This window comes from Caballeronia glebae (assembly GCF_001545035.1).
Taxonomy (GTDB): domain Bacteria; phylum Pseudomonadota; class Gammaproteobacteria; order Burkholderiales; family Burkholderiaceae; genus Caballeronia; species Caballeronia glebae.
This window is the reverse complement of the sequence record NZ_FCOJ02000004.1, coordinates 106,639-133,312: the sequence shown is the minus strand read 5'-3', so window position 1 is coordinate 133,312 and position 26,674 is coordinate 106,639. Positions and strand designations below refer to the sequence as shown.

The following is a 26,674-nucleotide window of genomic DNA, read 5'->3' as shown; positions in this document are numbered from 1 at the left end:
ACCGAGGAGATGAACATGACCAGCATCACGAAGCTCTCCGTGCGCGATATCCGCTTTCCCACTTCGCGTTCGCTCGACGGCTCGGACGCCATGAATGCCGCGCCCGACTATTCGGCTGCCTACGTGATACTCGAAACCGATGCGCCCGGCCTCGCGGGTCATGGCCTCACGTTCACGATCGGGCGCGGCACCGAAGTCGTTGTCGCGGCGGTCGAGGCGCTCGCGCCGCTCGTCGTGGGCAGGACCATCGAAGACATCGCGGCCGACATGGGCGGCTTCTGGCGCGCGTTCACATCGGATAGTCAGTTGCGCTGGATCGGTCCGGAGAAAGGCGTGATTCATCTCGCGACCGCTGCGGTCGTGAATGCCGTGTGGGATCTGTGGGCGAAGAGCGAGAACAAGCCCGTGTGGAAACTGCTCGTCGACATGAGCCCGGAGAAGCTCGTGAGCTGCCTGGACTTTCGCTACGTGACCGACGCCATCACGCCATCCGAAGCGCTCGCGTTGCTCAAGCGTCTGCACGGCACGCGCGGCGAACGCGAGAAGGAAATGCTCGCACACGGCTTTCCCGCCTATACGACATCGGCCGGCTGGCTCGGTTACGACGACGACAAGATTCGCCGGCTCGCGCGCGAAGGCGTCGCGGAGGGCTGGACACATTTCAAGCAGAAGGTAGGCGGCAGTCTCGATGAAGACATCCGCCGCGCGCGCATTTTGCGCGAGGAAATCGGCCCGGACCGCAAGCTCATGATGGACGCGAATCAGGTCTGGGAAGTCGATGAAGCCATCGCGAACATGCGACGTCTCGCGGAGTTCGACCCGTGGTGGATCGAAGAGCCGACGAGCCCCGACGACGTCCTCGGCCACGCCGCGATACGCAGGCGCCTCGCGCCGATGATCGGCGTCGCGACCGGCGAGCATTGCCAGAACCGCGTCATCTTCAAGCAACTGCTGCAAGCCGAAGCAATCGATTTTTGTCAGATCGACAGTTGCCGTCTCGGTGGCCTGAACGAAGTGCTCATCGTCCTTCTGATGGCTGCGAAGTTCGGCGTTCCGGTGTGTCCCCATGCAGGCGGCGTCGGCTTGTGCGAGTATGTCCAGCATATTTCGCTATTCGATTACATCTGCGTATCAGGTTCGCTCGATAGGCGCGTGCTCGAATACGTCGATCATCTGCACGAGCATTTTCTCGATCCCGTCGTCATTAGGAACGGGCGGTATATGCCGCCGCAAGCGCCCGGCTACAGCATCGAGATGCACGCGGCATCGCTCGAACGATACGAGTTCGGAAAAGGAGAAGCATGGCGCACATGAACGTACCTTCGTGGCAGGACGTAACCTCGCAAACCGAACGCGCGCTCGCATGCGGCGCGCTGCGTTCGTTCGATACGGCGCAAAGCGTGATTGAAGACGGCGGCGTGCGCTTTCTCGTGCGCCAAGCGGCGAATATCGCGCGCAAGGAGCAGGCGTCGAAGCTCGCGGCGAAGTCCGCCGCGGATGCCGCGAGCGAATGGCGCGATCCGTTCTCGCCGTGCGAGGAAGCCTTGCGTGTCGGCGATATTGGCGAGCGGCATTTCCTGTTGCTCAACAAGTTCAACGTGCTCGCGCATCATCTGCTGATCGTGACGACGGAATTCGAGCCGCAGGAAACGCTCGTCGGCGAAGATGACTTCGCGGCGCTCTTTGCCTGCCTCGATCGCTTCGATGGACTCGGCTTCTATAACGGCGGCACGGTCGCCGGATCGAGTCAGCCGCATAAGCATCTACAGATGGTGCCGCTGCCGCTCGATGGTCACGCATTGCCGATCGAGGCGGCCATCGAAGCGGCGCGCACGAGCGGCGTCTTTCGCGTGCCGCAACTCGCGTTCGCGCACGCGGCCGCATGGCTCGACGACGACAGTGTCGCCAACGTGCATGCAACCTATCTGCAACTGTTGAACGCGATCGGCGTGCACACGTTCGATGTCATGGGCGCAGCGCATCAGAGTGCGCCCTACAACTTGCTCGTCACGCGCCGCTGGATGCTCGCGGTGCCGCGCAGCGTGTCGCATGTCGAGGGCGTCGCGGTGAACGCGCTCGGCTTCGCGGGCTCGCTCTTCGTGCGCGACGACGCGCAACGCGACATCGTCGAAACGCTCGGTCCGATGAAACTACTTGCAAACGCAACTATCTCTTGAAATCGGCTTTGGCGACCCGCATGTCGGCTTCCAGACATCGGGAGTTCAAGGAACATGGGAAGCCGGCCTCAATTCATCGACGATCTTACGCGCGGCGCGCAGGACGCCGCGCCCTCCGCCCCGCTCGACGATACCGCCCTGCTCGACGCCTATTCGCGCACGGTCATCGGCGCGCTGGAGCGCGTGCAGCAAGCAGTCGTGTTCATTTCAGTCGAGCGTTCGCTCGTTGATCCGCGCGGCGCGCGGCGCAATGTCGGCGGCACGGGCTCGGGATTCATCTTCACGCCCGACGGCTATCTGCTGACCAATAGTCATGTCGTGCACGGCGCGACGCATATCGTGGTCGCGCTCGCCGACGGCACGCGCTTCGATGCCGATCTCGTCGGCGACGATCCCGCGAGCGATCTCGCGGTGCTGCGCATCGGCTCGCCGGAGCCGCTGCCGCATGTCGAACTGGGCAATTCGGGCAACCTGCGCGTGGGACAAATCGCGATCGCGGTGGGCAATCCGCTCGGGCTCGCGCAGACGGTCACGACAGGCGTCGTCTCCGCGCTCGGCCGGACGCTGCGCTCGACTTCGGGCCGCATGATCTACGACGTCATCCAGACCGACGCCGCGCTCAATCCCGGCAACTCTGGCGGCCCGCTCATCGATTCGGCGGGGCACGTGATCGGCGTGAACACTGCGATCATTTCCGGCGCGCAGGCCATCTCCTTCGCGACCGCGATCGATACGGCGAAGTGGGTCATCATGCAGATCTTCGCGCACGGGCGCGTGCGGCGCGCGTATATCGGCGTGGCGGGCACGACCACGCCAATCTCGCGGCGCGTGCAGCGCTTTTTCGCGCTGGCGTCCGCGAGCGGCGTACATGTGATGGAGATCGTGAAAGGCAGCCCGGCCGCGCTCGACGGATTGCGCACGGGCGATCGGATCGTCGCGGTGGATGGCATCGCCGTCGATAGCGTCGACAGCCTGCAACGCACGCTGGATGCATCGCGCATCGACAAGCCCGTGGAAATCGCGGTGCTGCGTGGCGCGCAGAAGCTCGATATCGAAGTGACGCCCGTAGAGCAGACGGGTTGACGCGGCGGCGGCGCATGCCCGCATGTACACGCGCCGCCTCGCGGTCGCTTCGCTTCATCTTCTGCTGCCGGTCTCCCGCGCCGGTTCTCCCGCGTGCCCCGTATTTCGTTCGTGCGCATCGGCGAATACATCGGCCAGGCGCTCGCGCAGCGCGTCGGCGTCGCGGCGCAACAGCCCGCTCGTCGACGCGACCATCAACGCATCGATGCGCCGCTGCCAGTATTCCTCTTGCATGACGGCATGCAGCATCGGCCCGCCGCGCGGCTTAATCACGACGCGCTCAAGCTCCGCGATCATCCGCCCAATGTGCGCGAGTTCCTCCTGCGCGTGTTGATCGACGCTCACAGGCTTCTCCTCTCTCCCGCGTCTCGATTCCAGCGCGGTTCCATGAGTGCTAAACGGCGCAACCGAAAGGTTTATTCCAGCGAAGGCGAACGAAGCGATATCGCGGCCTGGCCCGCGCTTTGCGCTATTTGCCTTGCCTTGACGGCTATGTGCGCTAACAGCCGGTCGCGCGTGCGCGGCTCCGGCCTAATGTGAAAGCAGCAGACAGTGTTCGCGCGCACGGGCCGCCCCGTTCGAACGATCCTGCCCTGTCGGGGAAGGTCCTAGAAAAAGGATTGCCATGACCACGCACAAGAAAAATCAGACGGCGATTCGCCGCGAAGCGTTCCGCTGCACCGGCGCACAACTCGACGCCATCTTGCGATTCGCGGAAGAACGCAAGCTCGACGATCAGCCAATGCATATTGTCGTCGCCGAATACTGGCGCTATCAGGCGCACGCGAAAGCCGCCTGATCGTTCGTACTTCTCGCTGGATTCGACGCATTGCCCGTGCGGGCGGCGCGGGCGCTATTGTCCGGAAAGCACCCGCTGCTTGAGCACCCAGATCGCCGTGGGCACGGCGTAATAACCGCTGACGTTGCCTGTGACGAGCTTGCCCGTCAGCTGGATGCGCGCGTTCTCCGTGGGCGTCGCGTCGATGATCTGCACCGCCGATACGTTCGACTGCTGCCGTCCGCCCTGTCCCGTGCCCGCGCTCTGCACGCACACGGGACTCGACAGCGAAAGCACCCACGCAGGCTTCGCGGACGCATCGCCTTCATGCGCGGCCTGGCGCGTCGCCGTGCCTTCGAGCGTGACGACATCGCCATCGTTGTAGCAAGGCGCCGCCGCTGCGGAGCCTGCCATCAGCACGAGCACCCAAGCACAGGCTTTCGCAATCATTCGAACCTCGCGCAGAGCGCGTCGCGTGACGCGCGGATCCGGGAAAGAAGCTCAGCTACTTTAGGTGATAGCCGTTGGGGTCGCAACCCGAGGAAGAAAGGACATCCGCCGGCTCTGCTTTCAGAACCTTCATGCGGGAACGCGTGTTGCTGACGTTCATCTGACGAATCCAAGAGCGCGGAGCATCAATCCAAGACCGCGCATAAATGACATCTGTTGCTTGGACCGCGATCTGATGCGGACCGACAGAGGGGGCGACGATGAATCAGGTAATTGTTGGGGTGTTCGGCTCTTATCGGGACGGACACGACGCACTTCGCGCATTGCAGCTCGCGGGTTTGCGACGCGACGATGCGCATCTTTACCGGGCTGGACGCGGAGAAATCGACATCGATGCGCTTCTGCCACCAGGGCACGACGAGGACGATGCCGAGTACGTCGCGCACGGCGAACACCAAGGCGTGATTGGCGCGCGCAACCGGTTCGTGCCGCACGAGCCGTTGACGCAACGTCCGCCCACGCCGCACGCCGCCGATGATGACGCCACGCCACAGCGCACGTTGCTCGTCATTCGCATGACAGACGACATCAAGCCGGGCGCCATTGGCGAAATGCTGCACGAGCACGGCGCGATCGCGGTCAAGGATGCGAGCGGCCACTGGCGCTTTTCGCCATACAGGAATCCGGCGGGCGTCTGAATGCGGACGTTTCAATGCATGCCCGGATGAGGCTTGCGAGCGGTGCGCGGCGCGTCGGACTCGGCGCGCTCGTCCTCTTCCAATGCATCGTCGGGTAGAGGCTCGTTGGCGAGATCGCGCGCTTCTTGCGCCGCCGCGGCCGCGCGCAGCGTTCGACAGTGCGCCGAATGGCGGAACGTCGCCAGCATGCGCACAACTTCGCGGGTTCTCGTTCTCATTGTTGCCTCCCTCGAAGCAGTTGAGAAACTACTTTAAGTGTAGGCGGCGAATCCTCGGGTGCAAGACGTTCTAGCGAAATAATGTGCGCGCACGCATGCTCTGTTTTCCTGCGTGGCTATCAATCGATAAAGAGCATTTGCTCCGGCGCCGCGCGGGTGATCTGAAACATGTCGCTAGCATCGCGAATGCTATTCATCGACATGAATGCGATAAGAATCATCGACATCATGGCGGCGGCAAGGATGATGCGCTTCTTCTGCATGACGACTCCCTCGTTCTATGTTGTTCGACGTTGAGTCGAATAGTAGAGAGTCGAAGTTAGGAAAGCGCTAATCCGCTTCTTAAATCAAGCTGCAAAAATAAGAATTGAAAAGCACGATCGGGCAGTTATCGCGCAGTTATCGGGGGCGACCCGCAGCATGCGTTTGTTCGAACCGTCTAGTACATTTCAGGTGTCGTGACCTGCGCACAACACGGCGGATAAGAACTTTACTGTCGCCTTGCCAGCGTCGCGCGATGTCGGGAAAATTGAAGGAACGGCATAAAAGCCGTTCCTTCACTACCACGAGAGTTCGATGGCAACCTTAGAGGGCAAAGCGCGGTACCGCATTGATACCGATAACACCGGAGCCGGTATCGCCATCATGATCCTGACGACGGCGACCTTCGCGGCAAGCGACTCCACCGTCAAGCTGATCGGCACCGCAGTCCCTCTACTGGCGCTACTCTGGGTGCGCTATCTGTTTCAAATGATCGTGATGGGCGCATGGCAGGTGCGCCGCCGCGCGTTCGGTCTCTTCCGTACGGGCAGCGTGCGGCTGCAGATCGTGCGCGCTGTGCTCTTGCTCACCAATTCCGCATGCACGTTCGCGGGTTTGCGGCATCTTCCGTTGCCTGTCAGCACTTCCCTCGCAATGCTCGCGCCGCTCATTTCGACGCTGCTCGCCGCGCTCGTGCTGAAAGACGACGTGCCGCGCAGCAAATGGGCGATGGTCGTGATCGGTTTCGTCGGCATGCTGCTCGTCGTGCGGCCGGGCGGCAGCCAGTTCAGTTGGACGGTGATCTATCCGATCGGCGCGGCGACGACGTTCGCGTGCTTTCAGGTGGTGTCGAGCCATCTTTCGCGCGTCGACGACGCGATCACGACCAACTTCCTCACGGCGCTCGTCGCGACCGTCATGCTGTGCGTGCTCGTGTGGATGGATCAGGCCGAAACGCTGCCCGCGATAGCGCAAGTGCGATTCGAAAGCTGGCTGCTCGTCGTCTTCATGGCGACGATGGCGACCACCGGCCACGGGCTCATGCTGCAGGCCTTGAAGCGCGCGCCGCTCTCCGTGCTCACGCCGCTCGGCTACGGCCAGCTCGCGTTCGCCGCGCTCTTCAGTTGGCTGCTGTTCGGACAGGCGCCCGACCTGTGGACGGCGATCGGCATGTGCGTGATTGCGGCGAGCGGCATCGGCACCGTGCTTCTACATGGACGCAAGGCGCCGCTGGCCGTATCGACGGAAGTCTGACTGGAGGACGCGAAGCGCGGCGCGCGTGCTGCGCGCCGTCGTGAATCCGCTCAGTTGGCGGAATGCGCGTGCTGCGCCTGGCCCGTGCAGAGCCAGTGCGGATCGATGCCGAGCGCCTTCGCGATGCGGTTGAATGCCGCGAACGGCGGAACCGTGATGCCGCGCCGCCAGAATTGCACGTCGTGCTCGCTCACATCGAGCCAGCCGGCGGCTTTTGCGGAACTGATGTTCGCCTTCTGCAAGGCCCGGTCGAGTCGTGCGGCCATGGCGCGCCGCAAGATGTTGTCGTCGTGACTGCGTTCAAGGTGGCCAATGGTGTGGGAATGTCGCCCCATTTTTCAGATTCTCTCGATTTATATCTTTATGCCGTTCAGCGCCGGCTCATTCGCGCGAGGTGAATCCTACTGATTCGAGATGACGGGGCAGTGACACAAATACCGGAAAAATCGCCCGCCTCGTCGAATACCTCTTGCGCGTGCTGCAATGCGAGATTCTTTCAATTAGCGCACCAATGCGTCAAGTGGGGAAATGCCGCATTCGGTAAATTCTGGCTTAGGTGTTTACGATGAGACGCCCCTGTCCTTTTACCAGACAGGGCTTTAAATGAACGTGCGTTCGCCGGCCGACTGGTCGGAATTATTACCTCTGCAGGAATTCTGTCCGAAATCAAGCGACCCGCGATAATCATGTGATGTGTGATCAATTTGCACCTGCTTTATAAGCCTGCTCATTTACTTTTCGTTCTCCATTATTTTTGAATAAATGATCGTATGGTTTAAAGTCAAGCAGGGAAAACGTATTTGACACGTCCCGCGCTTGCCTTAAAATGAGTCATTCGCTGCGTCGCACAAATTCATCGGGCATTCAATTGGCCACTTCCATATGGAGTCGAGCATGAGCAGTCTTGCGCCGGAAAACGTAATCGCGTCACAAAAGGCGGGTGTCGACACCACCTTCGGTCTCGCCGCACAAGTTGTTGGAGGCTTCGAGAAGCTGATCGACCTGAACGTGCGCACGGTCAGGACGGCGCTCGACGAGCATCAGGCGCTCATCGCCAGATCGCTCTCCGTGCGCGATCCGCAGGAATTCTTCGCGCTTCAGAACCAGAATCTGCAGGACGGCGCACAGCGCGTCCAGGCGTACTGGCGCGGCGTCTACGAGATCGCCGCGGGCGTGCGCGGCGGCTATCTGGAAGCCGCGCAGGATCAGATCGAGAAATCGCAGCGCAACGTGCAGGCGTTCGTCGAGAGTCTCGCGAGCAACGCGCCGGTCGGGAGCGAGGCCGTGGTGACGGCATGGCGCACCGCGATCGATGCCGCGACGGAATCGGCGAATTCGGCTTACGAAGCAGCGAAGAAGGCCGCAAAGCAAGTGGTCGAAGCCGCGCAAAACGACGCCACGGTCGCGGACCAGACGGCCGTGCGCGTGGTGCCGCCGAGAACGGCCAACGCGAAGAAGTAATCTCGCTGGCGTTTCGGAAAAAGGCGAACGGGGTTCGCCTTTTTCGTTTCCGCTCTAGCCGCCCAGACTCTTCAGCGCGAGTTCGTGCGAATGGCCGATCCACACGGCCGAATCGCGATGATCGACGAGCGCATCGCCCGTGTTCGGATGCATGAAGACATCGAGCGCGCCGTGATTCAGCGTGAGCCACGCGAGCATCGGCGCGAGCAGGTCGCCGCCGAATCCCAACTGGAACGACCACATCGGATGCGGTCCGACCGGCCGTTCGTGAAAACGGCCCAGGCGCAGTGTGCCGCCTTGCAATTCGTCCGCAAAACGTTGCTCGATCACGAGCCGGAGCTGCCATGCGGCGTCGCGGCTCGCTGCGTCGAAATAGACATGCGCGTGCCAGTCCGCGATTGTGCGTGTATCCGTGGCGTTCATTGTTTCGTCCATCGCGGCATCATTGAGATGCCCGTCATTTTAGCGAAGCGCATTCAGCCGCGGTCGAGCGTCCAGAGCACGGCGCCGTTTTCGAACGCCCGATGATGCGTCGCGCGCATGCCGGCGTCCGCGCCGAGTTGCGACAACACGAACGCATCGGCGAAACGCGTGATTCCGCCGATCGCGTGCAACGACGACAGCCGCTCGATCCACAGCCAGCCCGCATCGCCGGAAAGGGATGCGATGCCCGCGCCCGTCAGACGCGCGCGCCGCACGAGTACGCGGCTTTGCGGCAAGTCCTCGTCGACGACCCAGATGCGCGTCGATACCGGCATCGCGATGCCGAGCGATCTCCACGGCATTCCCGCTACGCCCGTCGCAATGAGAAACGCGCGCCGTGTCGTGTTCATCGCCCTTTTCCCGCGTCTTCCCTGGGCCAGATGCCCTGCTTGCCCGGCGACAGAATGCCGTTCGGATCGAGCGCCGTCTTGATCGTGTTCGAGAGCCGCATCATCGCGTGATCGTTGAAATCGTATTGCGCGGCGGCGAGGTCCATATACGAGAGATGCGTGCGATATTGCCCGTAGCCCGCCGCGCCCGCATCGCGGATGAGCGTTTCGATAAGCGCGCCGGCATCGCGCGATTGTTTCGCATCGTCGCGGTCGAAGATCGCCGCGAAGATGTGATGCATCGCGCGCTCGCCCGCCGTGAAACCGCCGTAATAATCGAAGCCGAATTGTGCGGCGCGCTCGCGCACCATGCGGACCTGCTTCACGGCATCGCGTCCGAGCGGCGGGCACATCGGCGAGAAATCGATATGCGCGCCCGAGCCGCCGCGCCAGTTGAGCAGGTTGAACGCTTCGAGTCCCGGAATGCCGACTTGCGCGCGGTCGCCGCCGCCTTCCGGCTCGATCGATGCATCGCGATACGGCATCTCGAAGAGCGTCGCGCCCGCGATCGGTTCGAAGCGCGCATGCACGATATCGCGCCGCGCCTCGACGAGCGCGCGCGGTCCATACAGGCAGAAGCGCAGATTCCAGCGCCCGATGCCGATCTTGCGCGCCATGGCGTCGATGGCGTCGTCGGGCATCGCGCCGTCGCCGTCGAACCATGTCTTGCGCGTCGACACGCCCGCCGCCCAGCGCACCGCGCTTTCGATCACCGCGTTGCTCTGGATCGTGCCGTCCATCCTGAGCGGGCGCAGCGTATCGACGACGCGCTCCAGATCGTCCTCGCGGGCAAACGCGTAGCGGCAGATCATGTAGCCCTCGGGCGCGGGCATGAGCCAGATGCCGAGCTTCGTGACGACGCCGAAGTTCGACTGCATGAACATACCGTCATACGACGGCCCGAAGCCGCTCTTGACCACCTGCCATTCGCGACTCGACGACATCGCGCCCATGCCGGTGCGCACGACATCGCCGTTCGCGAGCACGACTTCCATGCCGCACTGATTGGCCGCGTGGTCGCCATAAGGCGTCGTGCCGTAGCCGCGTTCGAGCGTGTTGCCGATCACGCTGCCCCATCCGGCCGCGGGCGGATCGAGCCAGAAGCGCCGTGGCGTGCCGAGCGCGCGATGCAACTCGTAATACGTCACGCCCGGTTCGACGAGCGCATAACCGAGCGTTTCATCGATCTCGATGATGCGATTCATCCGCCGCAAGTCGAGCACGACACACCCGCGCATGCGCGGCGCGGCGCCGCCGTAAGCGAAGTTGCGTCCCGTCGATACGGTCCAGAGCGGCACGCGATGCCGATTCGCGACCGCCAATACCGCGCGCACGCCATCGACATCCTTCGGCAACACGGCGGCGGACGGCGCGTGCGCGGACGCGTCGCCGGGCGCGAACGGATCGAGATACGAAGCGACCTCGTTCGACGACACCGCATCGTTGCCGAGCGCCACCGCGAAAGCCGTGAGCGCCGCGCGAAACTGCGCCGCCGACAAATCCGGCGGCAGCGTCTGCGTGCTCAATAGCCGCCGCTGCTGCCACTATTCGATGTCGTGCCCGACGCGCCCGAACTGGCATCGGTCTGACATCCCGCGAGCAGGCCGGCGAGCAAGGCGAGCATGACTGTTGCGATTCTGGCGAGCTTCATGAAAGCACCTCCGAAAGATTTGAAAAGCCGGGCGCGGCGATTAAGCCGCTTATCCGTTAAACGCGCGGCGAAGCGCCGATATTCCTTCGCGTCGAGCGTGTGAGACAATTTCGCGCCGCGCGAAGCCCGCGCGCGACCGCTCACCAACACACGCGATGAAGCGCTACCAAGCCCTTGCCGACACCATGGCCGCCGAGATTCGCACTGGCCGGTTGCCTGTCGGCGCGCGGCTGCCTTCGGTGCGGCATCTGACGACGCAATATGGCGTCGGTCAATCGACGGTGTTTCGCGCGTATTACCTGCTCGAAGAATGGGGCTTGATTCGTGCGCGCGAACGTTCCGGTTATTACGTCGCGCCGGGCGCGAAGCTTTCGATGCCGCCAATTCCGCCGATGCCGCCGACGCCGCTCGCCGAGCCCGCGCCCATCGACGTGAGCAGCCTCGTGTTCTCCGTGCTCGATGCCGTGAAGCGTCCAGACGTCGCGCCGCTCGGCTCCGCCTTTCCATCGCCCGCGCTCTTTCCGTTGCAACGTCTCGCGAAGTCGCTCGCGCACGCGACGCGCATGCTCGATCCGTGGAGCACCGTGACCGACATGCCGCCCGGCAGCGAGCCTTTGCGCCGGCAGATCGCGCTGCGTTATATCGGCATGGGCATCGCGCAGCCGGTGGAGGAACTCATCGTCACGAATGGCGCGATGGAAGCGCTCACGCTCTGCCTCATGGCCGTCACGAAGCCGGGCGATGTCGTCGCGATCGAATCGCCGTGCTTCTATGCGGCGTTGCAGGCCATCGAGCATCTCGGTCTGCGCGCGGTGGAGATTCCGGTCGATCCGCGCGACGGCCTCGATCTGGACGTGCTCGCCGAAGCGCTCGACAAGCATCCGGTGCGCGCGTGCTGGTTCATGACCAACCTCCAGAATCCGACGGGCGTGACGCTTTCCGTCGAGAAGAAGCGCGCGCTCGTCGCGTTGCTCGCGAAGCATGACGTCCCGCTCATCGAAGACGATGTCTACGGCGAGCTGCATTTCGCGCGGGAACGTCCGCCGCCCGCGAAAGCCTTCGATACCCAGGGACTCGTGATGCATTGCGCGTCGCTGTCGAAGACGCTCGCGCCGGGATATCGGCTCGGCTGGGTCGCGGCGGGCCGCTTCGCCGACGCGATCCGCCGCCTCAAGCTGATGACGAGCATTTCCACCAGCATCCCGATCCAGGCGGGCATCGCCGATTATCTTGAGCACGGCGGCTTCGACAAGCATTTGCGCAAGCTGCGCGGCGCGCTTCTCGCGCAACGCGACGCGATGGAACACGCCATCGCGCGCTGGCTGCCGCCCGACGTCGCGTTCGTGCGGCCCGACGGCGGCTATTTCCTGTGGCTGCAACTGGCCGATCACGTCGATGCGATGCAGTTGCACCGGCGCGGGCTCGAACATGGCATCAACGTGACGCCGGGGCCGATTTTTTCCGCGCGTCACGCATACGGGAATTACGTGCGCATCAACTTCGGCCATCCGTGGTCGCCTCAGATCGAACACGCGATGAAAACGCTCGGAGAACTGCTGCGCGCGTCCGCGTGAGGCCCTCGGGCGGCGCGGCGTACATGCTAGACTGCTGTACATGCATACAGTATCCGAGCCCGTCTACACCGTCGCCGTGCGCGCGCTGTGCGAGTTCACGGCGAAACAGGGCGATCTCGATCTGCGCTTCACGCCGACGCCGAGCGCGCTGGAAGGCGTCGCCGGCCATGTCACGGTAACGAGCCGGCGGCCGGCCGGGTATCAAAAGGAAATCTCGCTTTCGGAAACCTGCGGGCCGCTTCTCGTGCGTGGCCGCGCCGACGGCTACGATCCCGCGCTCAACCGGCTCGAAGAGATCAAGACGCATCGCGGCAAGCTCGAATCGATGCCAGAGAATCACCGGCATCTGCATTGGGCGCAGGCGCGCGTCTACGGGCACCTGATGTGCCGCAAGCTCGGGCTCGAAGCCATCCAGATCGCGCTCGTGTATTTCGATATCGTCGAAGAGACGGAGAGCGTGCTCGTCGAAACGCAGACGGCTCAGGCGCTCGCCACGCATTTCCAGACGCAGTGCGAGCGCTTCATCGCATGGGCGCGGCAGGAACTGGCGCACGGCGCGGCGCGCGACGAAGCGCTGAGAACGCTCGCGTTCCCTCACGCCGATTTCCGCCCCGGCCAGCGGGCGCTCGCGGAAGCGGTGTATCGCTCGGCGGTTTCGAAGCGCTGTCTCGCCGCGCAAGCGCCGACGGGCATCGGCAAAACGGTCGGCACGCTGTTTCCGCTGCTGAAGGCTTGGCCCGGCCAGCAACTCGACAAGATCTTCTTTCTCACGGCGAAGAGCGCGGGACGGCAACTCGCGCTCGATGCATTGACGACGCTCGCCGCGAAGCCGTTGCGCGTCATCGAACTCGTTGCGCGCGACAAGGCTTGCGAATATCCCGATCGCGCGTGCCACGGCGAATCGTGTCCGCTCGCGCGCGGCTTTTACGATCGCCTCGCCAATGCGCGCGCCGCCGCGCTCGAATGCGCGCAACTCGATCGCGCGTCGGTCGCCGGAGTCGCGCGGCGGCACGAAGTCTGTCCGTACTATCTGAGCCAGGAATTGTCGCGCTGGAGCGACGTGATCGTCGGCGACTACAACTACTACTTCGACACGAGCGCGATGCTCTTCGCGCTCGCGGAGGCGAATCGCTGGCGCGTGGCGGTGCTCGTCGACGAAGCGCATAACCTTGTCGAACGGGCGCGCGGCATGTATTCCGCGACGCTCGATCAGGCCGCCTTCGACGCGATGCGCCGAGTCGCGCCGCCCGTGCTCAAGAAAACGTTCGCACGCGTCGCGCGAAGCTGGAGCGAAACGGCGAGCGAACAACACGCGTCGGGCGTCGACTACGCCGCGCATACGGAACCGCCCGCGCGCTTTCTGGCCTCGCTCGGGCAAGCCGTTTCGCTCATGACGGAACTGCTCGGCGAACAACCCGACGCCTTCACGCCCGAGACCCTTCGCTTCTATTTCGACGCGGTGCATTTCACGCGCATCGCTGAGCGCTTCGGTTCGCATTCGATCTTCGACATCACGCTGGGTGGCGCAAACCGAAGCGCGAGCCGAAGCGCGAAGAAACGCAATGCGGCGCTATGCCTGCGCAACGTGATTCCCGCGCCGCATCTCGCGCCGCGTTTCGCGCGCGCACACAGCGTCGCGCTTTTTTCGGCGACGCTCACGCCCGCGCACTTCTACGCCGATACGCTCGGCTTGCCGGCATCGAGCGTGCGGATCGACGTCGAATCGCCCTTCTCCGCCGAACAACTCGACGTGCGCGCGATCGCCGATCTTTCCACGCGTTACCGCGATCGCGAGCGTTCGGTGGATCGCATCGCCGATCTGATCGCCGCGCAGTTCTTCAGCGCCGAGGGCAACTATCTGAGCTTCTTCAGCAGCTTCGACTATCTGACGCAAGTGGCGACGGCGCTCGTGGCTCGTCATCCGTCGATTCCTTGCTGGCAGCAGTCCCGCGCGATGAGCGAGGCCGCGCAACGCGAGTTTCTCGCGCGCTTCGTCGCCGACGGACGCGGCGTCGGATTCGCGGTGCTGGGCGGCGCGTTCGGCGAGGCGATCGATTTGCCCGGCACGCGTCTCATCGGCGCGTTCGTCGCCACGCTCGGTCTGCCGCAACTCAACGCCGTCAATCAGGAAATGAAAGCACGCATGCACGCGGCGTTCGGCGAGGGCTATGCGTACACGTATCTTTTTCCCGGCTTGCAGAAAGTCGTGCAGGCGGCCGGGCGCGTAATCCGCGGGCCGCTTGATCGCGGCGTGCTCTATCTGATCGACGACCGCTTCGCGCGCGCCGAGGTGCGGCGTCTCCTGCCCGCGTGGTGGCAGGTGAAAGTGCTGCGGCAACGCGACCTGAGCGAATCGATCGATACGACTCTTTAGACGCGCGCGCCGCCGCCGTTAACCGGTCAATCGCGGGCATTCGTCTTGCTGCTTTCCGGCACCTCAGGGACACACAGATGTCTCTATCGGGCCGAGAGAGCCCATCTTGGAGAACCCACATGTCCACCGCTCAAACCCCGCGACCCATTGATGCGCTCGACATGCTCGAAGCCGATCACCGCGCGATCGAACAATTGTTCGATGCCTTCGAACGCACGGAACGCAACGATTTCGAACGCAAGAACACGCTCGTGCAACGCGCGTGCGAGTTGCTGACAATCCACGCGATCGTCGAGGAAGAACTGCTGTATCCGCTTGCGCAGAACGCGCTCGCCGCTGACCGGCGCGTCGACGTGGACGAAGCCTACGTCGAGCATTTTCTGATGAAGACGCTGATCGAACGATTCGCGAACCTGAGCGCCGGCGAAGACGGCTTCGACGCGACCTTCAAGGTGCTCAGGGAGAATGCGGCGCATCACATCGACGAAGAGGAAACCACGCTTTTCCCGCAAGTGCGCAAGACGCCGATGGATCTCGTCGCGATCGGCGCGAAGATGGCCGCGCGCATGGCCGTGCTGCGCGAACACTTCGCGGAGGCTGCGACGGCGCATTGAATTGCGCAGCAAGACCCGGAGTGCGGGCGTGGCGCGGCTGGCGCACACTTCAGTCGAACTCACGCATATACGGAGAAATGACATGAAGGTGCTCGAACGCGCGACGGCAGACGATATCGGGGAACGTATCGACGCGCTCGACTGGGCCGATCTCGAAGCGCAACTCGACAGCCACGGCTGCGCCACGGCGTCCGCGCTCCTCTCGCGCGACGAATGCGAGATGCTCGCGGCGCAGTACGATCGCGACGGCCTCTTTCGCAGCCGCGTCGTGATGGAGCGCCACGGCTTCGGGCGCGGCGAATACAAGTACTTCGCGTATCCCTTGCCCGATGCGCTCGAACGCGTGCGGCGCGCGGTCTATCCGCATCTCGCGCCGGTCGCGAATCGCTGGAACGAGGTGATGGGCATCGAGACGCGTTATCCGCGCGAGCACGCGGCGTTCATCGAGCGCTGTCATCGCGCGGGGCAGACACGGCCGACGCCGCTCCTGCTACGTTACGCACCCGGCGATTTCAACTGTCTGCATCAGGATCTCTACGGCGAGCACGTCTTTCCGCTTCAGATGGCGATCCTGCTTTCCGAGCCCGGCCGCGATTTCACCGGCGGCGAGTTCGTGATGACGGAGCAGCGTCCGCGCATGCAGTCGCGCGCGGAAGTGGTGCCGCTCTCACAAGGCGATGCGGTGTTTTTCGCCGTGCATCATCGGCCTGTGCAGGGCACGCGCGGGCCGTATCGCGTGAATATGAGGCATGGCGTGAGCCGCCTGCGCTCGGGGCGGCGGCATATGCTCGGCGTGATTTTTCACGACGCGCAGTGAGCGCGCGCGTTGTGCGTTACTCGTTCTCTTCGAAGTAATGCCCGAAGCGCGACTGCTTCGTCTTGATGTACCGCTCGTTTTCCTCGCGCATCGGGATGGCGAGCGCGACGCGTTCGCACACGGGAATGTCGTGCTTGAGCAGCGTGTCGAACTTCGATGGATTGTTGCTCATCAGACGCACCGACTTCACGTTCATCGAACGCAGGATCGCGGCGGCGGAGTCGTATTCACGGGCGTCGTCGGGCAGGCCGAGATGCAGGTTCGCATCGACGGTATCGAGCCCCTGCTCCTGTAGCGCGTACGCACGGATCTTGTTCGCGAGGCCGATGCCGCGACCTTCATGCCCGCGCAGATACAGCAGAATCCCGCGAGCTTCCGCGGCGATATAGCGCAACGCCAGATCGAGTTGCTCGCCGCAGTCGCAGCGGTAGGAGCCGAACACGTCGCCGGTCACGCATTCGGAATGCAGACGCGTGAGCACGGATTCGCCGTTGCTCACGTCGCCCATCACGAACGCGATGTGCTCGGCTTCCGTGTGCTTCACGCGATAGACATACGAATCGAAGGTGCCGTAGCGGGTCGGAATGGTGGCGCTCGCCACGAGTTCGACATCCGCGCACTCGTCGCACTCGCCGAAGCGGTGTTGCGGGTTTTGCACGTCCTGCGGGGGAGAAGCGGTTTTCATAGGTCAATCTGCGGTCCACGACGCCGGACTGTGGTCGGCTTTTTCGTGCCAGCCCGGTTCGTCATGTTAAAGCCCATCGGGAAAGTTTGCAGATTGTCTCACGGCGCGCGCCGCTTCCCGCGCTTTCCCGTACGGGCGTTCCGCTTATCGGCCTTGCATTCTCACGCTGGATTCTCGAAGCTGCCCGGGCTCTCGTCGGTCGCGCGCCATTCGGGTTTGCGCGCCGGATCGGCCCGATGCAGCGCCGCGCGCACGCCCTCGGCATCGAGATCGCCGGTATAGACGGGCGTCGCGGGCTGCTGACGCCAGGAATCGTCGATTGCGCCGGCATCGACCGGATCGAAGCCAATTTCATCGACGAGCTTCATCACGACGGCTTTCGCCTGCGCGCTGTCGCCCGCGACCGGCAGCGCGACGCGTCCCGGCGTTCCCGGCGGCTTGCCGAGATTGCGCAGGTGATCCGCGTAGATGTTGTTGAACGCCTTCACGACCGGCCGGCCGATCTGCTGCTCCACCCAGCGGCTCTCCGGCGTTCCCTTCTCGATGCCCTCGATCCGCCCGTCGCGCTGCCGCGGGTAATAGTTGCCCGTGTCGATCACGACGACGTTCGCCGGCACGGCCGCGAACAAATCCTTCGGCAGATTCGGCACCTTGGCCTCCGGAATCGTCACGACGACGACTTCGGCGTCCTTTAGCGCGTCGCGCGCTTCGACGGCCTTCGCGCCGGTCTCGCGTTCGACATCCGCAAGCGACGCCGGCCCGCGCGAATTGGCGATGCGCACCTCATGCCCGTTCTCGCCGAAGCGCAACGCGAGGACCGAGCCAATATTCCCGGCCCCGATAATTCCTATTTTCATACCGCCTCCTTGAAAAGAAAATGAAAGCAACCACGTGCTTTGAAGGAACTTGCGAGGAGCGTATGCAATCCCAATGCCTCATGTGGGAAAACACGAAATATCGGCGTGATAGCCCTGAGCTATCCCGACAATAAAATCAATCCACTTCGCAAGTGCGATAGCTTTCCTGTATAGTTCACTCACTTCTTCAACACCACTCCAAAAGGAAACTGGTAATGCCCATCATCAACAGTCAAGTCAAGCCGTTCAAAGCAACCGCCTTCCACAATGGCGAGTTCGTGACCGTCACCGATGAAAGCCTGAAGGGCAAGTGGTCGGTGTTCGTGTTCTACCCGGCCGACTTCACGTTCGTGTGCCCGACCGAGTTGGGCGACCTGGCTGACCGCTACGAAGAATTCAAGAAGCTTGGCGTGGAAATCTACTCGGTTTCGACCGACACGCACTTCACGCACAAGGCATGGCACGACACGTCGGACACGATCCAGAAGATCCAGTACCCGATGGTCGCCGACCCGACGCTCGCAATCTCGCGCAACTTCGACGTTCTCATCGAAGAAGAAGGCCTGGCGCTGCGCGGCACGTTCGTGATCAATCCGGAAGGCGAGATCAAGCTGTGCGAAGTGCACGACAACGGCATCGGCCGCGACGCCGGCGAACTGCTCCGCAAGGTTCAGGCTGCCCAGTACATCGCGAAGAATCCGGGTCAAGTGTGCCCCGCCAAGTGGACGCCGGGCGCTGAAACGCTGACCCCGTCGCTCGACCTGATCGGCAAGATCTAAGTCTCGTATTTCACGAGCGCTGCATCGAACTTGCCGCGGTTCAGCGGCAGGTTCACCCAGGAAAACGTGTTCGTCCGGCGCTGCGATTTTCGCGGCGTCGCGGCGCAACACGTCTGCAACACCCAAGTCAAGGAACGGACATCGCCATGCTCGACGCCAATCTCAAGAATCAATTAAAAGCGTATCTGGAAAAAGTCACCCGGCCGATCGAACTCGTCGCCTTCCTCGACGACGGCGACAAGTCGCGCGAGCTGAAAAGCCTGCTCGACGAAATCGCCTCGCTGTCCACGCAGATCAGCGTCGTCGAGAAAGAGGACGCCAGCGCGCGTCGTCCGTCCTTCACCATCGGCGAGGCGGGCAAGGCCGCGGGCATCCGCTTCGCCGGCATCCCGATGGGCCACGAATTCACGTCGCTCGTACTTGCGCTGTTGCAGGCGGGCGGCCATCCGATCAAGCTCGACGACGCCACCATCGAGCAGATCAAGAATCTCGACGGCGAGCACGCGTTCGAGACGTATTTTTCCCTGTCGTGCCAGAACTGCCCGGAAGTCGTGCAAGCGCTGAACGTGATGTCGATCATCAATCCGCGCATCAAACATGTCGCGATCGACGGCGCGCTGTTCCAGAAGGAAGTCGAGGAACGCCAGGTCATGTCCGTGCCGATGATGTTCGTCAACGGCGAGAGCTTCGGCTCGGGCCGCATGGGCGTGAAGGAAATTCTCGCGAAGCTGGACACCGGCGCATCGGCGCGTGCGGCGAAGGCGCTCGAAAGCAAGCCTGTGTTCGACACGCTGATCGTCGGCGGCGGCCCTGCCGGCGCGGCAGCGGCGATTTACTCGGCGCGCAAGGGCATCGCAACGGGCGTCGTGGCCGAGCGCTTCGGTGGACAGGTGCTCGACACGATGGCGATCGAGAACTTCATCTCCGTGACGGAAACCGAAGGACCGAAGTTCGCGACGGCGCTCGAACAGCACGTGAATAGCTACGAAGTCGACGTGATGGACGTGCAGCGCGCCGAAAAGCTGGTGCCCGGCCGCATCAACGAGATTCATCTTGCGAGCGGCGCGGTGCTGAAGGCGAAGACGGTGATTCTGTCGACGGGCGCGCGCTGGCGTGAAATCAACGTGCCGGGCGAGCGCGAGTATCGCGGACGCGGCGTGGCGTACTGCCCGCACTGCGACGGCCCGCTGTTCAAGGGTAAGCGCGTCGCGGTGGTCGGCGGCGGCAATTCGGGCGTGGAAGCGGCGATCGACCTCGCGGGCATCGTAGCGGCCGTGACGCTGATCGAGTTCGGCAACGAGTTGCGCGCCGACGCGGTGCTGCAAAAGAAACTGCGCAGCATGCCGAACGTGACGATCGTCACCGGGGCGCAGACGACCGAAGTCACCGGCGACGGCAAGAAGGTCAACGGCATCACGTACACGGACCGCGCGACGGGCGCGAGCCATCACGTCGAGCTGGAAGGCGTGTTCGTGCAGATCGGCCTCGTGCCGAACACCGAATGGCTGAAGGGCGTGGTGGAGTTGTCGAAGCACGGCGAGATCGTCGTCGATGCGAAAGGCGCGACCTCGCTGCCGGGCGTGTTCGCCGCGGGCGACGTGACGACGGTGCCGTACAAGCAGATCGTGATCGCGGTCGGCGAAGGCGCGAAGGCGGCGCTCTCGGCGTTCGATCATCTGATCCGCGCGTCGGTGGAAGACGAAGCAGTGGTCGAAGAAGAAGCGGCGGCCTGAGTATCGTTCAGGCGTCGTAGTGACCGGAAGGCGGACGGGGCGACCCGTTCGCCTTTTTTCGTTTATCGGCCTTCAGGTGCTCTCAGGGGCCTTCGGCGCAAGCACCATCGGGAACGTTACTTCGAACACGCTGCCGCGTCCCTTCGCCGACTGGAACCGCAACTCCCCTTCCAGCGTGCGCGACAATTCCTTGACGATGGCAAGGCCGAGTCCCGCGCCGGGGATGTCGTCATCGGCGGCGCGCTCGAACTCTTCGAACACGCGCTCCTGATCCGCCGCGCTGATGCCCACGCCCGTGTCGGCCACGCGCAGCTTCCAGCGCTCGTCGGGGGCGGCGACGATCGACAGCGCAATCTCGCCCGACGACGTGTACTTGATCGCGTTCGACAGCAGATTCAGCGCGACCTGTTTCACCTTCAGCCGGTTCGACGTCACCATACCGAGCGCGGGATCGAGATGGCCGAGCAGCTTCAATCCCTTCGCTTCGGACGCGACGCGGCACGCCTGTATCAACTCGTCGAAGAGGCCGACGAGATCGAACGGCTCGACGGTCAGCACCGCATCATCGTTGAGCACTTTCGAGTATTCGACCATTTCGTCGACGAGCGACGCCATGTCGGCGACTTGCCGGTTCGCGAGCCCGAGCGCCGTGTCGCGCTTCGCAGGCGAGCGCGCGGCGAGTTGCAGCGCCGTCGAGAACACGTTGAGAAAGTTGCGCAGATCGTGCGCGACGTGCCGCGTGACCTGCATACGCGTTTCGTACAGATCGCTGATGAGCTTTTGTCTAAGCGTCAGTTCGTAGTTGGCGCGCTCCAGCATGCCGGTGTATTCGTCGATCTTGCTATCGCGCTCGCCGACCGCCTCGCGAATCGACGCGAGCGTAACGAAGCTCACGACTTCATCGGTCATGAGGCGCGCGTGCTCTTCGTCGGCGCGCGAGAAATCGTCGTGCGCGCCCGCGTATTCGCCAATCGCGAGCAGCAACACCTGACGGAACAGATCGAGTTCGCGCACCAGTTCGTCGACACGATAACCCTGCTGCCAGCGCCATTGCCCGTGCTGACGCGCGTCGCGCTCGATCGCGCCTTCCTGTTCGCGCAGATTGCGCGATTCCAGCACGATGCAGATTTCGTCGAAGATGCTCGGCAGATGATCCGCGAGCTGCTTATACGTGAGTTGATCGGAATGTTCGACTTCCTGGTCGCCGAACACGAGCTTCATCCATCGCTCGGTAAGCGCGTTTTGCTGCTCGCGTAGCGCGGCCACGAGACCTTTCAAGCCGTCGACCGACGTGTCGCTCATCTGCGAATTTCCCGAGTGCTTAAGGCGCCGGAACGCGGCGCGCATGGTGATCGTGATATGCAGTCGAAAGCGATTTCCCGATCTTGCCCGGCGCCGCCCGCGAATGCTTCGCCAGTATAGGGCGATGCTCGCGCCGAAGAAACAATCCCGAGTCTTATCTTGGAGTTTCCGAGACTTTCCTCGAAGCCGCGCGCGCGTATCGAATTCAGTATTCCATTCAAAAACCGTCGCGCGAATTTGCGAGCATCGCGTAGAGCGCCTGAGCCGCCGGCGACAGCGACGCCGACTTGCGCGTCACCAGCACGAGCGAGCGCGTGATCGCCGGTTCGACGAGTTCGACGGCGCGCACCGTCGGATACGCGTCTTTCTGAATCGCGAGCGCCGGCACGACCGCGGCCCCGACGCGCTGCGCGACGAGCCCGAGCGCCGTCGAACTGCGCTGCACTTCATAGAACGAATGCAGTTCGATGCCGCTGCCTTCCAGCGCGGCATCGATCAACGCGCGATTGCCGCTCACGTCGCCCGCGAGAATCAGCGGGAAGTCCGACAGCGCGCGCCACGCAATGCGCTTGCGCCGCGCGAGCGGATGATCGCGATGGCAAACGAGCACGTATCTATCCTCGATGAGCGGCTCGGTATGCAGATCCGGATGATGTTCTCCCGCGATCTTGATGCCGAATTCCACTTCCCGATGCAGCACGGCTTGCGCGACCGCCGACGACGCGTGATCGAGAATCCGGATGCGGTTATGCGGAAAACGCTTCGAATACGCCTGCAACACGCGCGGCAGATATTGCACGCCGACGGTCGGCACGCACGCGATCGACACATCGCCGCGCTGCGCCATGCCCGTCTCGCGGATTTCGATCAGCGCGGCCGACAGTTCGGCGAGCAGCCGCCGCGCCTGTGGCAAAAAAGAGAGTCCGGTTCCGGTGAGATTCATCGAACGCGTGGTGCGCTCGATCAGCGGCACGCCGAGAAAATCTTCGAGCTTTCGCAAACGCTGAGTGATCGCGGTCTGCGTGATATTGAGGCGCTCCGCCGCGCCCCGAAAGCTGCCCTGATCCGCGATGGCGACGAACGCCTGCACGCCCAGCGTGTCGATTTTCATAAGAAAAACCTAATAATCCGCCGCATAAATTCATTTTACGCTGGGCGCGGGCGGGTCCAGAATCGCGGCTATCCTCACGACGAACAACCGACTGGAGCCTCTATGACGACATCATCGGCCGACTGGCAAGCCCGCCAATATTCGATATTCGAGGAAGAGCGCACGCGCCCGGTCCGCGATCTGCTGAACGCGACGCGCGCGCAGACCGCGCGCACGGCGGTCGATCTCGGCTGCGGCCCCGGCAATTCGACCGAAACGCTCATCGCGCACGCGCCGAACGCGAGCGTCATCGGCATAGACAGTTCCAGCGACATGATCGACGCAGCGAAAAAGCGCCTCGCGCACGTCGAATTCGGACTCGCCGATATCTCGGCGTGGCAGGCTGAAGGACCGTTCGATCTGATCCTCGCGAACGCGGCGCTGCAGTGGGTGCCCGACCACGAGACGCTGTTTCCTTCGCTCGTCGGCAAGCTTTCGAAGGGCGGCCAACTCGCGGTGCAAATGCCCGATAATCTCGACGAGCCCGCGCATCGGCTCATGCGCGAAGCCGCCGCCGATGGTCCGTGGCGCGACAAGCTAAAAGGCGTGGAGCGCACCGCGCGTTATCGGGCGGACTGGTACTACGCGATGCTCAAGCCGCGGTGCGCGCGCGTCGACGTATGGCGCACGACGTACCATCATCCGCTGGAAGGCGGCGTCGATGCGATCATCGAATGGTTCAAGGGCTCGGCGCTGCGGCCGTTTCTCGCGAAGCTCGACGCGTCCGAGACTAGCGCATTCCTCGACCGCTATCGCGCCGGGCTGAAAACCGCATATACGGTTTTCGACGACGGCAGCTTGCTGCTGCCCTTCCCGCGCCTTTTCATCGTTGCGACGCGCTGAATCTCAATGCGGGCGGCGCTGTTCGCGCAACATCTGCACGAACTGCCGCGCCGCGGGCGAAAGCTCGCCGCCCTTGCGCGTGACGATGCCGTATGTCTGCGATTTCGACTTCATGCGCACCGGCAGAATCCGCAGCATGCCGTGGCGCTCGAACACTTTCGCGACGCTCGCCGGCAGAATCGAAACGAGCTCGGCGCTTTCCTGCAGCAGCGTCACCGTCATGAGCGGCGAGGCGGTGGAAATCGGATTGGCGGGCATCCGCAGACCGGCGAGATCGAGTTCGCGTTCGAGCAGCGCGCTCATCGGCATGTAGCTCGGATACGTGACCCAGCGGTAACGCGCGAGATCGGCGAACCCCACTTCCGGCTCGCCCGTGCGCTCGTGACCGCGACCGACGACGATGCAAAGCGGTTCGTCCGCGAGCGGCTGATAGTGATATTTCGACGGTTGATCCGACACGCTCGATCGGCCGATCACGAGATCGACGCGGCCGTCGTCGAGCATCGGCAGCATGCGCGCGCTCGTATCCTCGACGATTTCGATGGCCAGATCCGGATGTTTCGCGTGCATTTCGTTGACGATCGGCGCGACGACGCCCGGCACCGCGCCCATGATCGTGCCGACGGTCAGCCGCCCGCCCGTGCCGGCGCGAATCTGCGCGACTTCCTGGCAGAGCGCGTTCAGATCGGCGGCCAGAACGCGTGCATAACGCACCACGCAGCGGCCGAACGGATTCGGGATCAGCCCGGTTTTCGCGCGCTCGAAAAGCGGCGCTTCCAGCATCGATTCGAGTTCGGCGAGCGCCTTGCTCGCGGCGGATTGCGTCATCGCCATCGCGCTCGATGCCTTGTGCAGCGACTTGTGATCGTCCAGCGCGATCAGCAATTGCAGCTGCTTCATACGCAGCCGCGACATCAATACATCGAGCGTATTCTTCATGCTTCGGCCTGCGGGAAAGCGCGGGGTGATTCCAAAAAGCGATCAAGCGATGGAAAGGTTTCACTATACAGGCGCACGCGCGAGGCCGTATAGTCGGGCGTGATGCAGTCATCGTACAACTGGCTGCCGCGAATCACTTAAAGCAAGGACGAGACATCATGCAACTCACTGGCAACCTGCTCATCGGTCAGGAATCGGTCTTCGGCTCGAACGGCTCGATCAAGGCCGTCAACGCGTCGACCGGCGCGGCCATCGAACCGGCTTTCGGCGGCGCGACGCTCGCCGACCTCGACCGCGCGTGCGCCCTCGCGTGGGCCGCGTTCGACGTCTACCGCGAGACCGCGCCCGAAGCGCGCGCGAAGTTTCTCGAAACGATCGCGCAGAACATTCTCGATATCGGCGACGACCTGATCGAGCGCTGCATGATCGAAAGCGGCTTGCCGCGCGGGCGTATCGAAGGCGAGCGCGGCCGCACGGTCGGCCAGTTGCGCATGTTCGCCGACGTGGTCCGCAACGGCGACTTCCTCGGCGTGCGTATCGATCCGGCGCAGCCCGAGCGCAAGCCGCTGCCGCGCGTCGATCTGCGTCTGCGCCATATCGGCGTCGGCCCGGTCGCCGTGTTCGGCGCGAGCAACTTCCCGCTCGCATTCTCGGTGGCGGGCGGCGACACGGCCTCGGCGCTCGCCGCCGGCTGCCCGGTCATCGTCAAGGCGCACTCGGCGCATCCGGGCACGGCGGAACTCGTCGGCCGCGCGGTGCAGAAGGCCGTGAAGGACTGCGGCCTGCCCGAAGGCACGTTCTCGCTCCTGTTCGACAGCGGGCGCGACGTCGGCCAAGGTCTCGTGGCGGACAACCGCATCAAGGCGGCGGGCTTCACCGGCTCGCGCGGCGGCGGCACGGCGCTCATGAAGATCGCCGCGGCGCGCACCGAGCCAATTCCGGTCTACGCGGAAATGAGCAGCATCAACCCGGTTCTGCTGTTCCCGAACGCTCTCAAGAATCGCGCGGAAAGCATCGCGAAGGCATTCGTGGGTTCGCTCGTGCTCGGCGCGGGCCAGTTCTGCACGAATCCGGGTCTGGTGCTCGCCGTCGACGGTCCGGATCTCGACAAGTTCATCGCAGCGGCATCGGCTGCGCTGCAGGAAACCGCCGCGCAGACCATGCTCACGCCGGGCATCTGCAAGACGTATCAGGGCGCCGTGGTGCGCGCCGCCGAACACGCGGACGTGACAACCGCCGCGCGCGGCGTCGAGGCGAAGGGCGACAATCAGGGCCAGTCGGCGCTGTTCGTCACCACGGCCGACGCGTTCCGCAAGAGCCACGCGCTGCAGGAAGAGATCTTCGGTGCATCGTCGCTCGTCGTGCGCTGCCCGGACCTCGCCACGCTGTTCGCGCTGATCGAATCGCTGGAAGGCCAGTTGACCTCGGCGCTGCATATCGACGAAGCGGATTACGCCGATGCGAAGCGCGTGCTGCCCGCTCTTGAGCGCCGCACCGGCCGCCTGCTGGTGAACGGCTTCGGCACGGGTGTGGAAGTCGGCCACGCGATGGTGCACGGCGGCCCGTTCCCGTCCACGGCGGATGGCCGCTCGACCTCGGTCGGCAGCCTCGCGATCAACCGCTTCCTGCGTCCGGTGAGCTATCAGGATCTGCCTGACGCGCTCCTGCCCGACGCGCTGAAGACGGACAATCCGCTCGGCCTGAATCGCCGTATCGACGGTAAGCTGCAGCTCGCCGAGTAAGGCTTCCCGCCACGCTGGCCAAGGCCGCGGCGCGACATTCGCGCCGCGGCCTTTTCGCTTTTGCGCCATCGCCGGAGAGCGAAAGGCATCGTTTTCGAACGATGATTCGGAAACCTTATCAATTTCCGGGCAACGGGCGGCGCTTCGGCCAATCCACCTTCACGCGCCCGGCGTTGGCGCGCTACAACGCTCCATGCAAACCGCGAATCGCTTTGGCATCAGTGGGTTATCCGGCGATCGCGTTCCCTTGTCGGTTATCGGCTAAGGATTGGCGGTTCAAAACCGCCGGCGCGATCCCAAAATGTCAGAAATATCGTGAGCGAGAGAAGCGCGAAGAAGCGAGGCGCGCTGCGCGAGCCGAT

The 26,674-nt window shown here is 63.5% G+C and carries 29 protein-coding genes; 15 read left to right on the top strand and 14 right to left on the bottom strand.

Going from position 1 to position 26,674, the window contains the following annotated elements:
- Window positions 1-15 precede the first annotated feature (15 nt).
- The 3 genes from AWB82_RS04355 to AWB82_RS04345 are packed head-to-tail and all read left to right on the top strand — an operon-like array spanning window position 16 to window position 3,260.
- Complete coding sequence (locus tag AWB82_RS04355) at window positions 16-1,314, top strand: L-fuconate dehydratase (protein WP_086965923.1); 1,299 nt, start codon at window positions 16-18, stop codon at window positions 1,312-1,314.
- Window positions 1,302-2,177, top strand: a complete 876-nt coding sequence (locus AWB82_RS04350) for an ATP adenylyltransferase family protein (RefSeq protein ID WP_086965922.1) — start codon at window positions 1,302-1,304, stop codon at window positions 2,175-2,177. Before AWB82_RS04355 ends, AWB82_RS04350 begins: the two co-directional genes overlap by 13 nt.
- Before the next feature lie 54 nt (window positions 2,178-2,231).
- Window positions 2,232-3,260, top strand: a complete 1,029-nt coding sequence (locus tag AWB82_RS04345; RefSeq protein WP_086965921.1) for a S1C family serine protease — start codon at window positions 2,232-2,234, stop codon at window positions 3,258-3,260.
- Between the two features lie 54 nt (window positions 3,261-3,314).
- Here the strand turns inward: AWB82_RS04345 and AWB82_RS04340 are convergent, their stop codons facing one another.
- Window positions 3,315-3,605, bottom strand: coding sequence for a hypothetical protein (locus AWB82_RS04340; RefSeq protein WP_086965920.1), 291 nt, complete (start codon window positions 3,603-3,605; stop codon window positions 3,315-3,317).
- 280 nt (window positions 3,606-3,885) lie between these two features.
- Between AWB82_RS04340 and AWB82_RS37575 the strand changes: the two genes are divergently transcribed.
- The gene (locus AWB82_RS37575; RefSeq protein WP_159462555.1) at window positions 3,886-4,059 is read left to right on the top strand and encodes a hypothetical protein; all 174 of its coding nucleotides are present in this window, start codon (window positions 3,886-3,888) and stop codon (window positions 4,057-4,059) included.
- 54 nt (window positions 4,060-4,113) lie between these two features.
- On the opposite strand, the gene AWB82_RS04335 is transcribed toward AWB82_RS37575, so the two are convergent.
- Window positions 4,114-4,488, bottom strand: a complete 375-nt coding sequence (locus AWB82_RS04335; protein WP_086965919.1) for a hypothetical protein — start codon at window positions 4,486-4,488, stop codon at window positions 4,114-4,116.
- A gap of 260 nt (window positions 4,489-4,748) precedes the next feature.
- Here AWB82_RS04335 and AWB82_RS04330 point away from each other — a divergent pair, with 260 nt between their 5' ends.
- On the top strand, window positions 4,749-5,186 hold the full coding sequence (locus AWB82_RS04330; protein ID WP_086965918.1) for a hypothetical protein: 438 nt from the start codon (window positions 4,749-4,751) through the stop codon (window positions 5,184-5,186).
- Window positions 5,187-5,197: 11 nt separating this feature from the next.
- On the opposite strand, the gene AWB82_RS36940 is transcribed toward AWB82_RS04330, so the two are convergent.
- Together AWB82_RS36940 and AWB82_RS37570 are read right to left on the bottom strand one after the other, a co-directional pair.
- On the bottom strand, window positions 5,198-5,404 hold the full coding sequence (locus AWB82_RS36940) for a hypothetical protein (RefSeq protein WP_143756676.1): 207 nt from the start codon (window positions 5,402-5,404) through the stop codon (window positions 5,198-5,200).
- 119 nt (window positions 5,405-5,523) lie between these two features.
- Window positions 5,524-5,667, bottom strand: a complete 144-nt coding sequence (locus tag AWB82_RS37570) for a hypothetical protein (protein ID WP_159462554.1) — start codon at window positions 5,665-5,667, stop codon at window positions 5,524-5,526.
- 313 nt (window positions 5,668-5,980) lie between these two features.
- Here AWB82_RS37570 and AWB82_RS04325 point away from each other — a divergent pair, with 313 nt between their 5' ends.
- Window positions 5,981-6,919 (top strand): DMT family transporter, encoded by a 939-nt coding sequence (locus tag AWB82_RS04325; protein ID WP_086965917.1) that lies wholly within the window; start codon window positions 5,981-5,983, stop codon window positions 6,917-6,919.
- A gap of 50 nt (window positions 6,920-6,969) precedes the next feature.
- Here the strand turns inward: AWB82_RS04325 and AWB82_RS04320 are convergent, their stop codons facing one another.
- A complete protein-coding gene (locus AWB82_RS04320; protein ID WP_086965916.1) occupies window positions 6,970-7,185 on the bottom strand; it encodes a helix-turn-helix domain-containing protein in 216 nt (71 codons plus the stop codon).
- A 628-nt stretch (window positions 7,186-7,813) separates the two neighbouring features.
- Here AWB82_RS04320 and phaP point away from each other — a divergent pair.
- The gene (gene phaP / locus AWB82_RS04315; protein WP_235023172.1) at window positions 7,814-8,380 is read left to right on the top strand and encodes a TIGR01841 family phasin; all 567 of its coding nucleotides are present in this window, start codon (window positions 7,814-7,816) and stop codon (window positions 8,378-8,380) included.
- Window positions 8,381-8,434: 54 nt separating this feature from the next.
- Here phaP and AWB82_RS04310 read toward each other — a convergent pair whose 3' ends face one another.
- The 4 genes from AWB82_RS04310 to AWB82_RS38800 are packed head-to-tail and all read right to left on the bottom strand — an operon-like array spanning window position 8,435 to window position 10,903.
- Window positions 8,435-8,803 carry a DOPA 4,5-dioxygenase family protein gene (locus tag AWB82_RS04310; RefSeq protein ID WP_086965914.1) on the bottom strand — a complete coding sequence of 123 codons (369 nt, stop codon included), beginning with the start codon at window positions 8,801-8,803 and terminating at the stop codon, window positions 8,435-8,437.
- Window positions 8,804-8,856: 53 nt separating this feature from the next.
- Window positions 8,857-9,213 (bottom strand): hypothetical protein, encoded by a 357-nt coding sequence (locus AWB82_RS04305; protein ID WP_086965913.1) that lies wholly within the window; start codon window positions 9,211-9,213, stop codon window positions 8,857-8,859.
- Complete coding sequence (locus AWB82_RS04300) at window positions 9,210-10,778, bottom strand: FAD-binding oxidoreductase (RefSeq protein ID WP_086965912.1); 1,569 nt, start codon at window positions 10,776-10,778, stop codon at window positions 9,210-9,212. Before AWB82_RS04300 ends, AWB82_RS04305 begins: the two co-directional genes overlap by 4 nt.
- On the bottom strand, window positions 10,775-10,903 hold the full coding sequence (locus tag AWB82_RS38800; RefSeq protein ID WP_268811017.1) for a hypothetical protein: 129 nt from the start codon (window positions 10,901-10,903) through the stop codon (window positions 10,775-10,777). Before AWB82_RS38800 ends, AWB82_RS04300 begins: the two co-directional genes overlap by 4 nt.
- 155 nt (window positions 10,904-11,058) lie before the next feature.
- Between AWB82_RS38800 and AWB82_RS04290 the strand changes: the two genes are divergently transcribed.
- From AWB82_RS04290 to AWB82_RS04275, 4 genes are all read left to right on the top strand, one after another.
- The gene (locus AWB82_RS04290; protein ID WP_086965910.1) at window positions 11,059-12,477 is read left to right on the top strand and encodes an aminotransferase-like domain-containing protein; all 1,419 of its coding nucleotides are present in this window, start codon (window positions 11,059-11,061) and stop codon (window positions 12,475-12,477) included.
- A 40-nt stretch (window positions 12,478-12,517) separates the two neighbouring features.
- Window positions 12,518-14,851, top strand: a complete 2,334-nt coding sequence (locus AWB82_RS04285; RefSeq protein ID WP_086965909.1) for an ATP-dependent DNA helicase — start codon at window positions 12,518-12,520, stop codon at window positions 14,849-14,851.
- Window positions 14,852-14,970: 119 nt separating this feature from the next.
- Entirely contained in the window at window positions 14,971-15,465 is a 495-nt protein-coding gene (locus AWB82_RS04280; protein WP_086965908.1) for a hemerythrin domain-containing protein, read from the top strand.
- An 82-nt stretch (window positions 15,466-15,547) separates the two neighbouring features.
- Entirely contained in the window at window positions 15,548-16,282 is a 735-nt protein-coding gene (locus AWB82_RS04275; protein ID WP_086965907.1) for a 2OG-Fe(II) oxygenase, read from the top strand.
- A 16-nt stretch (window positions 16,283-16,298) separates the two neighbouring features.
- Here AWB82_RS04275 and ribA read toward each other — a convergent pair whose 3' ends face one another.
- Together ribA and AWB82_RS04265 are read right to left on the bottom strand one after the other, a co-directional pair.
- Complete coding sequence (gene ribA, locus AWB82_RS04270; protein WP_086965906.1) at window positions 16,299-16,967, bottom strand: GTP cyclohydrolase II; 669 nt, start codon at window positions 16,965-16,967, stop codon at window positions 16,299-16,301.
- A gap of 161 nt (window positions 16,968-17,128) precedes the next feature.
- Window positions 17,129-17,824: an NADPH-dependent F420 reductase gene (locus AWB82_RS04265; protein WP_086965905.1), complete on the bottom strand. Its 696-nt coding sequence runs from the start codon at window positions 17,822-17,824 to the stop codon at window positions 17,129-17,131.
- Window positions 17,825-18,039: 215 nt separating this feature from the next.
- Between AWB82_RS04265 and ahpC the strand changes: the two genes are divergently transcribed.
- Together ahpC and ahpF are read left to right on the top strand one after the other, a co-directional pair.
- A complete protein-coding gene (gene ahpC, locus AWB82_RS04260; protein ID WP_086965904.1) occupies window positions 18,040-18,603 on the top strand; it encodes an alkyl hydroperoxide reductase subunit C in 564 nt (187 codons plus the stop codon).
- 146 nt (window positions 18,604-18,749) lie between these two features.
- On the top strand, window positions 18,750-20,336 hold the full coding sequence (gene ahpF / locus AWB82_RS04255; RefSeq protein WP_086965903.1) for an alkyl hydroperoxide reductase subunit F: 1,587 nt from the start codon (window positions 18,750-18,752) through the stop codon (window positions 20,334-20,336).
- 72 nt (window positions 20,337-20,408) lie between these two features.
- On the opposite strand, the gene AWB82_RS04250 is transcribed toward ahpF, so the two are convergent.
- Together AWB82_RS04250 and AWB82_RS04245 are read right to left on the bottom strand one after the other, a co-directional pair.
- Window positions 20,409-21,638, bottom strand: coding sequence for a sensor histidine kinase (locus AWB82_RS04250; protein ID WP_086965989.1), 1,230 nt, complete (start codon window positions 21,636-21,638; stop codon window positions 20,409-20,411).
- Window positions 21,639-21,855: 217 nt separating this feature from the next.
- Entirely contained in the window at window positions 21,856-22,749 is an 894-nt protein-coding gene (locus AWB82_RS04245) for a LysR family transcriptional regulator (RefSeq protein WP_086965902.1), read from the bottom strand.
- Window positions 22,750-22,851: 102 nt separating this feature from the next.
- Here AWB82_RS04245 and tam point away from each other — a divergent pair, with 102 nt between their 5' ends.
- On the top strand, window positions 22,852-23,631 hold the full coding sequence (tam, locus tag AWB82_RS04240; protein ID WP_086965901.1) for a trans-aconitate 2-methyltransferase: 780 nt from the start codon (window positions 22,852-22,854) through the stop codon (window positions 23,629-23,631).
- Window positions 23,632-23,634: 3 nt separating this feature from the next.
- Here the strand turns inward: tam and AWB82_RS04235 are convergent, their stop codons facing one another.
- Window positions 23,635-24,570 (bottom strand): LysR family transcriptional regulator, encoded by a 936-nt coding sequence (locus tag AWB82_RS04235; RefSeq protein ID WP_086965900.1) that lies wholly within the window; start codon window positions 24,568-24,570, stop codon window positions 23,635-23,637.
- Between the two features lie 158 nt (window positions 24,571-24,728).
- Here AWB82_RS04235 and AWB82_RS04230 point away from each other — a divergent pair, with 158 nt between their 5' ends.
- Entirely contained in the window at window positions 24,729-26,312 is a 1,584-nt protein-coding gene (locus AWB82_RS04230; protein ID WP_086965899.1) for an aldehyde dehydrogenase (NADP(+)), read from the top strand.
- Window positions 26,313-26,674 lie beyond the last annotated feature (362 nt).

Bases quoted from the DNA above. Each gene is read 5' to 3' on its own strand.
- AWB82_RS04355 (WP_086965923.1), top strand. From the start codon at position 16: ATGACCAGCATCACGAAGCTCTCCGTGCGCGATATCCGCTTTCCCACT.
- AWB82_RS04350 (WP_086965922.1), top strand. From the start codon at position 1,302: ATGGCGCACATGAACGTACCTTCGTGGCAGGACGTAACCTCGCAAACC.
- AWB82_RS04345 (WP_086965921.1), top strand. From the start codon at position 2,232: ATGGGAAGCCGGCCTCAATTCATCGACGATCTTACGCGCGGCGCGCAG.
- AWB82_RS37575 (WP_159462555.1), top strand. From the start codon at position 3,886: ATGACCACGCACAAGAAAAATCAGACGGCGATTCGCCGCGAAGCGTTC.
- AWB82_RS04335 (WP_086965919.1), bottom strand. From the start codon at position 4,488: ATGATTGCGAAAGCCTGTGCTTGGGTGCTCGTGCTGATGGCAGGCTCC.
- AWB82_RS04330 (WP_086965918.1), top strand. From the start codon at position 4,749: ATGAATCAGGTAATTGTTGGGGTGTTCGGCTCTTATCGGGACGGACAC.
- AWB82_RS36940 (WP_143756676.1), bottom strand. From the start codon at position 5,404: ATGAGAACGAGAACCCGCGAAGTTGTGCGCATGCTGGCGACGTTCCGC.
- AWB82_RS37570 (WP_159462554.1), bottom strand. From the start codon at position 5,667: ATGCAGAAGAAGCGCATCATCCTTGCCGCCGCCATGATGTCGATGATT.
- AWB82_RS04325 (WP_086965917.1), top strand. From the start codon at position 5,981: ATGGCAACCTTAGAGGGCAAAGCGCGGTACCGCATTGATACCGATAAC.
- AWB82_RS04320 (WP_086965916.1), bottom strand. From the start codon at position 7,185: ATGGCCGCACGACTCGACCGGGCCTTGCAGAAGGCGAACATCAGTTCC.
- phaP (WP_235023172.1), top strand. From the start codon at position 7,814: ATGAGCAGTCTTGCGCCGGAAAACGTAATCGCGTCACAAAAGGCGGGT.
- AWB82_RS04310 (WP_086965914.1), bottom strand. From the start codon at position 8,803: ATGAACGCCACGGATACACGCACAATCGCGGACTGGCACGCGCATGTC.
- AWB82_RS04305 (WP_086965913.1), bottom strand. From the start codon at position 9,213: ATGAACACGACACGGCGCGCGTTTCTCATTGCGACGGGCGTAGCGGGA.
- AWB82_RS38800 (WP_268811017.1), bottom strand. From the start codon at position 10,903: ATGAAGCTCGCCAGAATCGCAACAGTCATGCTCGCCTTGCTCGCCGGC.
- AWB82_RS04290 (WP_086965910.1), top strand. From the start codon at position 11,059: ATGAAGCGCTACCAAGCCCTTGCCGACACCATGGCCGCCGAGATTCGC.
- AWB82_RS04285 (WP_086965909.1), top strand. From the start codon at position 12,518: ATGCATACAGTATCCGAGCCCGTCTACACCGTCGCCGTGCGCGCGCTG.
- AWB82_RS04280 (WP_086965908.1), top strand. From the start codon at position 14,971: ATGTCCACCGCTCAAACCCCGCGACCCATTGATGCGCTCGACATGCTC.
- AWB82_RS04275 (WP_086965907.1), top strand. From the start codon at position 15,548: ATGAAGGTGCTCGAACGCGCGACGGCAGACGATATCGGGGAACGTATC.
- ribA (WP_086965906.1), bottom strand. From the start codon at position 16,967: ATGAAAACCGCTTCTCCCCCGCAGGACGTGCAAAACCCGCAACACCGC.
- AWB82_RS04265 (WP_086965905.1), bottom strand. From the start codon at position 17,824: ATGAAAATAGGAATTATCGGGGCCGGGAATATTGGCTCGGTCCTCGCG.
- ahpC (WP_086965904.1), top strand. From the start codon at position 18,040: ATGCCCATCATCAACAGTCAAGTCAAGCCGTTCAAAGCAACCGCCTTC.
- ahpF (WP_086965903.1), top strand. From the start codon at position 18,750: ATGCTCGACGCCAATCTCAAGAATCAATTAAAAGCGTATCTGGAAAAA.
- AWB82_RS04250 (WP_086965989.1), bottom strand. From the start codon at position 21,638: ATGAGCGACACGTCGGTCGACGGCTTGAAAGGTCTCGTGGCCGCGCTA.
- AWB82_RS04245 (WP_086965902.1), bottom strand. From the start codon at position 22,749: ATGAAAATCGACACGCTGGGCGTGCAGGCGTTCGTCGCCATCGCGGAT.
- tam (WP_086965901.1), top strand. From the start codon at position 22,852: ATGACGACATCATCGGCCGACTGGCAAGCCCGCCAATATTCGATATTC.
- AWB82_RS04235 (WP_086965900.1), bottom strand. From the start codon at position 24,570: ATGAAGAATACGCTCGATGTATTGATGTCGCGGCTGCGTATGAAGCAG.
- AWB82_RS04230 (WP_086965899.1), top strand. From the start codon at position 24,729: ATGCAACTCACTGGCAACCTGCTCATCGGTCAGGAATCGGTCTTCGGC.